This is a genomic window from Streptomyces chiangmaiensis (genome assembly GCF_036281785.1).
GTDB classification, from domain to species: domain Bacteria; phylum Actinomycetota; class Actinomycetes; order Streptomycetales; family Streptomycetaceae; genus Streptomyces; species Streptomyces chiangmaiensis.
In genome coordinates this window covers 1-8,958 of the sequence record NZ_JAYWVC010000275.1, presented here as the reverse complement: position 1 = coordinate 8,958, position 8,958 = coordinate 1, and the positions used below count along the sequence as shown (strand labels likewise).

Genomic DNA, 8,958 nt, shown 5'->3' with positions numbered 1-8,958 from the left:
CGCCGGAGCCGACCCAGCCGTCGTCACCCAGTGGATCAACGAGGCACAGCGAGACAAAGAAGCAGCGCGGAAGAAGCTGGACACACTCCTCACCGTCACCCGGAAGAAGGAATCCCCGCTCGACGCGCAACAGATCCGCGAGATGACTGAGAGTCTTGGAAATATTGCAGAACGCATCCAAGCAGCCGACACGGACAAGAAAGGCCCACTCTACGAGACCCTGGGCATCACCATCAGCTACGAACACGCAACGCGGACCGCGACCGTAAGGTCGAGACCCTCGTCACCGTATCGTCAGTGGTTGTGTCCGAGGGGCGAGTTGACCACTGACGATACGGTCGCGCGAGGGCAGCTGCGGCTACAAGATGCGCTGGCCGATTGAACCGTAGCTTCGTTCAGATCCATCCGGCAGCACGCTATCCCGAGGCGGGCCGGGGCGGCGATCGGCTATTCGTCCGCCCTGGCCTCGGGATCAGATGGCGGTCAGGATGGCGCGCAGCCGCTCGTCCTCGCGGATGATGCTGTTCGCGACGCCTGAGCCGACGATGCGCCGGTCCCCCTCGGCGAGTTCGGCAACACGGATGCGCTGATGGGTGCTCAGGGCGGCGGCACCGAGGGCTCGTAGGGCCTCGCAGGCACCGGAGATGTCCGCTCCGGATTCGGCGGAGTGAAGCGCGGCCTCGGCAAGTCGGCCGAGGTCGGCGACGTCGGGGTCGGTGTGGCAGCCGCGATGGTGGCGGCCGACTTCGAGACGGTCACGCGAAGACCTTCCTGGCGTCCTTGACGGACGGACTTGTTGAGGACAGGACACTTCGCCGACCAGACTTCCCGGCGCTCCGGCCGTGAGAATACGTTAGAAAGTCGTCAGTGAAGCATTAAGGACGCGTCAGGGGTCCTTCGCCTGTTGTCGGGGCTGCGGCGTTACGGCTCCCCCTCAGGGACGCCTGTGTCCGCCCGGTTCCGCAACCGATCCGCAGGGCTACTCTGCCGACGTGCCCTCCGTCTATCGCGGCCCCAAGTGCCGTCAGCAAGTGCGGGAATGGTGTCTCGAGCAGTTCGGTGAGTCGGGCGTGCCGCACCACCGGCGGGGGATCTCGACAGGCGCCGGAACCACCAGCGTCGTCACGGCTGGCCCGGACCCGGCAGCCGCGTCGCCCTCGGTGGTGCTGGTCCCCGGGACGAATACGAACGGTGCCGTCTACCGGCATGTTGCCGAGGCGTTGGCCGCCCGGTGGCCCACGGTGGTGCTCGACGTGCCCGGGCAGCCCGGCCTGAGCGCGGATGCCCGGCCGCGCCGCGGACGGTCGGTGTGGTACGGGCGGTGGCTGACCGAGGCACTCGAACAGGCGGTGCCCGGTAAGGCCCTGGTCGTGGGGCACTCGCTCGGCGGCGCCATCACTCTCGCCTCGGCCTCTCCGCGGATCGTCGGGCGGGTCGTGCTCTCCAGCGCCGGCCTGGTGCGGCTCCTGGTCCCTCCGGCCGTGGTGGCCGCGACCGTGCCGTGGCTGGTCCGGCCGACGGTGCCGCGGGCCGCCCGGGTGCTGGGTCACATGGTGGCTCCGGGCGGGCGCGTGCCGGACGTCCTCGCGGAGTGGATGGCCCTGGCCGCCCGCTGCTGTCACAGCAGTTTTGCCCCTCCCCCGCTGCCGCCGCGGCTACTGGCCGAGCGGCGGGCTGTGCCGTGCCTGGTGGCCACGGGACGGCACGACGTCTTCCTGCCGCCGCGGCGTGTGGGGCCTGCTGCACAGCGGCACCTGGGCGCCCGGCTGCACGTCCTGGAGGGCTCGGGGCATCTGCTCCTGGACGAGGCGCCTGACGAGATCGTCACGCTGGTCGAGCAGGCCCTGGCCGCACTGCGCGGGGATGCCGCATAGGTTGCGTATGTTTCCGTTCGATGACCTGGCGCGCGGGGTTGGATCCGTACGACGCTGGGACCTGGGACGTACAGGGAAGATGAGGAGCCGACCGTGCGCGCACGTGACCTGGCGGTGGAATACGAGTCGGTGAGCGTCGACAGCGACGCTCTGGATGCGGCGCGGCTGATGGCCGAGCATAAGCTGCCCGGGCTGCTGGTGCTGGACGAGCGGGGCGAGCCGAAGGCCATCCTGCCCGCCTCCCAGATGATCAAGGTGCTGGTCCCGGCCTACGTCATCGAGGACCCCACGCTCGCCGCGGTGGTCGACGAGCAGCACGCCGACCGGCTGTGCCAGGCGCTGGCCGGCCGCCGGGTGGGCGACTGCCTCTCCCGTACAGCGGCCCCACCGCCGATCGCCGCCCCGGACGACACCGCGCTGGAGGTCGCCGCGTTGATGGCGCAGGTGCGCAGTCCGCTGGTCGCGGTGGCCATGAAGGACAAGGCCGGTACGCATCTGCTCGGCGTCATCACCGCCTCGCACCTTCTGCATGAACTCCTGGGCAAGACAGGCATGTTGAGCACCCCCAGCGCCTGACCGGCGGGTAGATCCCAGCCCGGCGCCGTGGGGTCAGCGGTCGAGGACCGGTCCCGTCGTGTCCAGTGCCGCACCGACGTGGTCGGCCAGGCTCACCGCGACCAGGCGTGTCTGCACGGGCGGCACCACGGCCCCAGGTTCAGGCTGGAGCATGAACCGCCCCAGGTAGCGGCCGCCCACCGATGCGCGTAGTTCGATCTCCTCGCGGGGCCAGCCGTCCTTGTCCAGGTTCCAGTGGGCCCGGCCGACGGTGACCGAGCCGTCCTGCTCCAGGCGTGGGTGGCGGCCGAGCAGTGTTCCGTGTTCGAAGCGGCAGGCGCGCAGCCCGAGGATCTCGACGAGCTGGGCGCGCACCTGGTCGACCACGGCGTACGGCGAGCCACCGGCCTGGACCAGGCTCGCTGTCTCGTGGATCCGTGCCAGGTGGGCCGCGTCGGTGACAGTGACCAGCTTCAGCGTGCGGGCGTGGGCGGCGAGTTGGGAGACGGCCACGCCCACAGCCAGCAGCAGGAGGGTGGTGGTGGTGATGTCGTCCCCGTGGGAGATGGTGAAGCGCTGGTAGGGGCGGGTGAGGAAGAAGTCGAACCACGCCGCTGCCGAGAGCGCGGCCAGTACCCCGGCGGTCCGGCTACCCAGGGCGGCGACCGCCACGACGACCACGACCAGGATCAACGCCAGGTTCGCGGACGTCACGTGCGTACGGAACGGCGCCAGGGCGAGCGCGACGACGAGCGGCGCGGGCCAGGGCGATCCGGTCACGCAGCGGTATCCGCATGGTCCACCACCTCACGGGAGCGATGAGCGGTCCTCTGCCACAAGGGCGCCGCCCGTACAGCGGTCGGCGCGGCATTGTGTCGACAGGGCAAGAATCCCGCCGTCGCCCTCGCCCGGCTACTCCGCCGGGCACGATCTTGACGCACTCCTGACACCGCAGGTGGCCAGGCCGTACCTGCGGCCGCGGGCCGACCGCTGCGGACGCGCGGTCTCCCGTTCAGCCGGTCTTCCCGCCCCACCGCGTGTCGATGCGTGCCCACTCCTCGTCCCACTGCCGCAGGCGATACCGGGACAGGAAGGCACCCGCACACGATCCGGCCACTCCCCCACACCGTCAAGCCCGTGCCGATCGCCACCAGCCCGCCTATCACCGTTGCGCGGAAGACGGCGTCCGCCGCAGCCAACGGCTGGGAGGCCAGGTTGCCGTGCCGGTCGGTCCAGACGGTGATCCGGGTGCCGGCCCGGGTGCCGGGTGGCACTCGGGTGCGGTCCGTGTGGGTCGAGCCGTCCGATGTCCTCCAGCGCACGGTGGTCCATGCCTGCGGCGTTCCCACCTGCCGGGTTGGGGGCGTTGCGTCCACCGCGTCCTTCGTGACGACGGCCGGGACCTGCTGCCGCTCGGCCCGCTCCCGGTCCAGGCCCCGCTCGACCGCGCCGGCAGCGAGCAGGCCCGCCAGCACAGCGCCCGCCACGGCGAGCGCCACGCGACGAGCACGACCCAGGCTTCGACGACGTCACTGCGCCGCCTGAGCGGGTTGCGCCGCCAGCGCCACCATCGCACCGTACGACGTGCCTTCACCACCGCCGACACCCCCTCGGGATACGACGAACGGCCCTCGCCTCCAGTGTGCTCCCCGCCCGCACGCGGCCACTGTCGGCACCGGCTCAGGCGAGCACGAAATACCGCAGCCACAGGTATAGCCCGCTGATCGCGACGGTGGCGAGGGTGACAACGAGCCCGAACTTGGTGAACTGCCAGAAGCCGATGGGCTGCCGATTGCGTTCCGCGATACCGAGCACGACGACGTTGGCGCTGGCGCCGATCGCGGTGGCGTTGCCGCCCAGGTCGGCGCCGAGGGCCAGGGCCCACCACAGCACGTGGTGGCCGTCGGCCGCGCCGCCCAGGTCCTTGACCAGGTCGGCGGTGATGGGCGCCATGGTGGCCACGTACGGGATGTTGTCCACGATCCCGGACAGCACCGCCGAGCCGCCCAGCAGGGTGAGCGTGGCGCCGAGTTCGTTGCCGCCGGTGGCATCCGCCAGGGCGCGGGAGAGGTCGCCGATGACGCCGGTCTCGATCAGCGCGCCGACCATGACGAACAAGCCGGCGAAGAAGGCCAGGGTCGGCCACTCCACCTCGCCCAACACCTGCCGGGTCTCCACCTGGGAAATGGCGACGAGCAGACCGGCGCCGAGCAGGGCCACCACACTGGGTTCGTAGTGCAGCACCGGGTGCAGCACGAACCCGGCGACGACGAGGGCCAGGACCGCCAGGCCCTGCCACAGAAGCCGCTGGTCACGGATGGCCTCGCGCTCGGTCAGCGCCATGACCTGCGCGGCGCGCTCCTCGTCGTAGACGAACGCCTTGCGGAACATCACCCGGCACAGCACCAGCAGCACCACCGTCAGCACGGCTGCCACCGGGGCCAGGTGGACCAGGAAGTCGTTGAAGGTCAGACCGGCCCGGCTGGCGATGATGATGTTGGGCGGGTCACCGACCAGGGTGGCGGTGCCACCGACGTTGGAGGCAAACACCTCGGCGATCAGGAACGGCGCGGCGGCCAGGCCGAGCCGCTCGCACACCAGCAGGGTGACCGGGGCGATCAGCAGCACCGTAGTGACATTGTCCAACAGTGCTGACGCGATCGCGGTGATGACGACGAGCATCGCCATCACCCGGAACGGTCTTCCCTGGGCCCGCTTGACCGACCAGATCGCCAGATACTCGAACAGGCCGGTCTGCCGCAGCACGCCGACGATCGCCATCATCCCGAGAAGCAGGAAAACGACGTTCCAGTCGATGCCGGTGTGCTCGGAGTAGAACGCCGCCTTGTCGTCGGTGGCGCTGATCAGAAGCATGGCCCCGGCGCCGCCGAGGGCCGCGGCCGTGCGGTGGACGCGTTCGCTGATGATCAGTACGTACGCGCCGACGAACACGGCCACGGCCGCCCAGCTGTGCCAATCACTCATACGGCGGTCTTTCTCTCCAGTCCGGCCGGCACGGCTTCTTGGTCGTCCTCGTCGTCGGGGAGGCCGACCAGGTCCTCGACGTCGAACAGGCGGGCGATGGGTACGTCGGTGCTGGAGTGCGCCACGATCGAGAAGGCGATGCACACCGCGATCAGCGTGTACGCCTGCTCGGCCTGCGGGATGCCGGACTGCAGCACCAGCAGTCCATAGACCACCGACGCGAAGCCCTTCGGGCCGAACCACGCCGCGGTCAGCTTCTCCCGCCGCTCGAACCGCGTACCGGCCAGCGAGATCAGCAGCGACGCCGGGCGGATCAGCACGATCGCCAGGACCACCGCCACATAGCCCTGCCACGACAGGTGCGCGAACAGCTGCGAGGTGAGCAGCGCGCCGAATACCAGCAGCGCGGCGAACTTCGCCAGCTCCGCCAGCGCCACGCCCAGCGGCTCGAACGCCTCCTTCGCCTCCGGCGAGAGGGCGGCGAGCACGGCGCCTGCGGAGAACGCCGCCAGGTAGGGGTTGGCGTGGGTGAGGTGGCACAGCCCGTACAGGATGATCCCGGTCGCCAGTGGCAGCAGGGGCTGCAGCTTGGGCTCGGCGCCCAGCAGCCGGAAGCGGACCAGCCCGTTGACGAACAGGGGGAGCAGTACGCCGAAGGCCAGGCCCAGGGACAGTTCCAGGGCGATCCGGCCGATCGACACCTCGTGCCCGGCGGCGGTGGGACCCGCGGCTGCGATCAGGAGCAGTACCACTGGCAGGGCCAGGCCGTCGTTGATGCCGCTCTCGACGTTGAGCAGTTCACGCAGCTTGGCCGGGACCTCCTTGCGGCCCACGATCGCCGAGGCGAACACCGGGTCGGTCGGTGCCAGCACCGCGCCCACCAGGAACGAGGTCGTCCAGTCCAGACCGACCAGGTAGTGCGTGAGAAGCGCCATGAACACGAACGCCAGCGGCATGCCCAGGCCCAACGCCCTTGCCGGGCCCAGCCAGTTGGCGCGCAGCTTGGCGAAGGCCACGTGCTGGCCGTCGGTGAACAGCACCGCGAACAGCGCCAGATCGGCCGTCACCGACACGAGCTCACTGTCCGGCGTGATGTGGATCAGTCCGAGGAAGCCGTCGCTGACCAGCGCCCCGCCGACGAGGAAGAGGAGGGAGGTGGACAGCACGGTGCGGGCGGCGAGCCCGGACAGCAGCACCGCGATCAGCAACGCCACCCCGAAGACAGCAACAAGGACCACCGGAAACGCCCCCGATCGGAAAAGAGATCACACCTCACTTCGCCGACCAGGCTTCCCGGCACACCGGGGGGAACCCTACCTGCTCTTGATGCATCTTTGACAGAACGCTTACGCGCACCTTCAGGGCGCCCAGGTTGCCGAAACCCGGCAATGAAAGCGACCCGCTTGACTACGTCGCGGCCGTCGCCGACAGGTCCGATGCCACGGCGGGCGCTGAGCCGGCGGTGACCGGCAGGGTGAGGACCATGGTGAGGCCACCGCCTGGGGTGTCCTCGGCGGTGAGGGTGCCACCCATGGCCTCGGCGAAGCCGCGCGCGACCGCCAGGCCGAGCCCGACGCCTGCGCCGCGCGGGGCGTCGCCGTAGCGCTGGAAGGGTTCGAAGATGCGGTCCTTGGCCTCGTCGGGGACGCCCGGCCCACGGTCCACCACCCGGACCTCCACACGGTCGGCGATCGCACTGGCCTTCACCACGACCGGCTCCCCGTCGGGGCTGTACTTCACCGCGTTCTCGACCACGTTGGCGACGGAGCGCTCCAGCAGGCCCTTGTCTACGGCGACCATCGGCAGGGTTTCGGGTATGTCCAGGGCGACGGCCGACTCCGGGTCGGGGATGCCGACGAGTGCCATCGGGACGACCTCGTCCAGGTCGACCTCGCGGATGAGCGGGGTGAGCGTGCCGGTCTGCAGGCGGGACATGTCCAGCAGGTTGCCGACCAGGTGGTCGAGGCGGTCGGCGCCTTCTTCGATGGCTGCCAGGAGCTCCGCCTGGTCCTCCTCGGACCACTCGACGTCATCCGAGCGCAGCGAGGTCACCGACGCCTTGATGCCGGCCAACGGAGTGCGCAGGTCGTGGCTGACGGCGGCGAGGAGTGCGGTGCGGATGCGGTTGCCCTCGGCCAGTTCCTTGGCCTGGTCGGCCTCGGATTGCAGGCGCTGGCGGTCCAGGACCACGGCGGCCTGGGCGGCGAAGGCGGCCAGAACCCGACGGTCCTCGGCGGGCAGGACCCGGCCGGACAGGGCCAGGGCCATGTGGTCGCCGGCCGGCACGTCCACGTCCGCGTCCTCCGGGCTTTGGCAGGGCCGGGAGCCGACGCTGCCCGCGCAGGTCCACGGGTCGACGTCGCTCGCCCGTTCCAGCAGGGCCGCCGATTCCATTCCGAAGGTCTCGCGGACCCGTTCCAGCAGCGCCTCCAGGCTGGTCTCGCCACGCAGCACGTTGCCCGCCAGGAAGGAAAGGATCTCCGACTCCGCACGCAGCCGGGCCGCCTGATGGGTGCGCCGGGCGGCGAGGTCCACGACCGAGGCAACGGAGACCGCGACCGCGAAGAACACCGCGATGGCGACGATGTTCTCCGGGTCCGCGATGGTCCAGGTGTGCACCGGCGGTGTGAAGTACCAGTTGCTGTTGCCGTCACGTGTTCTCTTGTCTTGAACCTGCCAACAGCAAGCGGCAACTGACCAACCGTCATTCCCTCATTTTGATCTGAGTCCTAAGTCCGTGAGCCCACGCACCAGCGACCCCACCGCACCAGCGCCCGCGCTCGCGCCCGCGCGACCAGCGCTTATCGCACCGCGTCACCCCCGCTGGCCCAGGTCCTGTACGACGTGCGTGCTCACTATGTCTCCCCTCCGGCAGCCCGGCTCCTCGCAGGCGACAACGACTACCGCGCGGCGCTCCGCCTCGAACCAGCGACTACGAGGATCTTGTCGGCGTAGCGGCACCCCCGCGGCTGCGCAGGCCGTGGCACCCACACCCTGTGCCGGCGTCGCGCGATCCCGGCGCTGCTCGGGCAGCAAGGCCACACCCTCGGCTGCCTCGGACTGAGGTCTGGCTCGTGCCGTGCCACCAGGCCGTGGATCGACTCGCCCAGGCCGGGGAGGGCGAGAACCTCATCACCTCTTCAGGCACCAAACGACACCACTTTGCATCGGTTATGCGGTATCATTTTGGCAGCTGATGGTCGGCGGGAGGAGTCTCGATGTCACGTACCATGATCGACCTTGATGACGAGATGGTCGAGCACGCCATGCGCCTGTACGGGGTCAAGACCAAGGCCAAGGCCGTTCGGATGGCCATGGAGGAGGCCGTCAAGCGCCGGCTGCGGCAGGAGGGCATCGACGCGATCAAGTCCGGCGAGCTAGACCTCACCTACGACAGCCGGGCGCAGGATCACGGCCGGGGCGCTGCGTGAGCGAGCGCTTCCTGATCGACAACTCAGCCCTTCAGCGCTGGCGCCACCCCCGAGTCGCGGAAGTGCTCGACCCCCTCCACGAGGACGGCGTCCTGGCAGTGGCAGGTCCGGTG

General features: G+C 69.9%; 8 protein-coding genes and 2 pseudogenes. 4 read left to right on the top strand and 6 right to left on the bottom strand.

Annotated features, from left to right (window positions below; all coding sequences use genetic code 11):
- A pseudogene (locus VXC91_RS39570) lies at positions 1–382 on the top strand (recombinase family protein); the annotation flags it as partial.
- 90 nt (positions 383–472) lie between these two features.
- Here the strand turns inward: VXC91_RS39570 and VXC91_RS39565 are convergent.
- Positions 473–811, bottom strand: a complete 339-nt coding sequence (locus VXC91_RS39565) for a hypothetical protein (protein WP_329512198.1) — start codon at positions 809–811, stop codon at positions 473–475.
- A gap of 181 nt (positions 812–992) precedes the next feature.
- Between VXC91_RS39565 and VXC91_RS39560 the strand changes: the two genes are divergently transcribed.
- Positions 993–1,874: an alpha/beta fold hydrolase gene (locus tag VXC91_RS39560; protein WP_329512197.1), complete on the top strand. Its 882-nt coding sequence runs from the start codon at positions 993–995 to the stop codon at positions 1,872–1,874.
- 93 nt (positions 1,875–1,967) lie between these two features.
- Entirely contained in the window at positions 1,968–2,450 is a 483-nt protein-coding gene (locus tag VXC91_RS39555; protein ID WP_329512196.1) for a CBS domain-containing protein, read from the top strand.
- A 33-nt stretch (positions 2,451–2,483) separates the two neighbouring features.
- On the opposite strand, the gene VXC91_RS39550 is transcribed toward VXC91_RS39555, so the two are convergent.
- The 5 genes and pseudogenes from VXC91_RS39550 to VXC91_RS39535 all read right to left on the bottom strand — a co-directional run.
- Positions 2,484–3,209, bottom strand: a complete 726-nt coding sequence (locus VXC91_RS39550) for a DUF4118 domain-containing protein (RefSeq protein WP_329512195.1) — start codon at positions 3,207–3,209, stop codon at positions 2,484–2,486.
- Complete coding sequence (locus VXC91_RS47495; protein WP_425578479.1) at positions 3,206–3,904, bottom strand: Rv1733c family protein; 699 nt, start codon at positions 3,902–3,904, stop codon at positions 3,206–3,208. Before VXC91_RS47495 ends, VXC91_RS39550 begins: the two co-directional genes overlap by 4 nt.
- 205 nt (positions 3,905–4,109) lie before the next feature.
- Complete coding sequence (locus tag VXC91_RS39545) at positions 4,110–5,414, bottom strand: ArsB/NhaD family transporter (protein ID WP_329512194.1); 1,305 nt, start codon at positions 5,412–5,414, stop codon at positions 4,110–4,112.
- Positions 5,411–6,652, bottom strand: a complete 1,242-nt coding sequence (locus VXC91_RS39540; RefSeq protein ID WP_329512193.1) for a cation:proton antiporter — start codon at positions 6,650–6,652, stop codon at positions 5,411–5,413. The genes VXC91_RS39545 and VXC91_RS39540 overlap by 4 nt, the downstream gene beginning before the upstream one ends.
- 169 nt (positions 6,653–6,821) lie before the next feature.
- Positions 6,822–8,054: pseudogene (locus tag VXC91_RS39535) on the bottom strand (ATP-binding protein); the annotation flags it as partial.
- Positions 8,055–8,632: 578 nt separating this feature from the next.
- Here VXC91_RS39535 and VXC91_RS39530 point away from each other — a divergent pair.
- Complete coding sequence (locus VXC91_RS39530) at positions 8,633–8,845, top strand: type II toxin-antitoxin system VapB family antitoxin (RefSeq protein ID WP_329512192.1); 213 nt, start codon at positions 8,633–8,635, stop codon at positions 8,843–8,845.
- Positions 8,846–8,958 lie beyond the last annotated feature (113 nt).

Excerpts from the sequence above, each read along its gene's own strand:
- VXC91_RS39545 (WP_329512194.1), bottom strand. The coding sequence starts at position 5,414 with ATGAGTGATTGGCACAGCTGGGCGGCCGTGGCCGTGTTCGTCGGCGCG.
- VXC91_RS39530 (WP_329512192.1), top strand. The coding sequence starts at position 8,633 with ATGTCACGTACCATGATCGACCTTGATGACGAGATGGTCGAGCACGCC.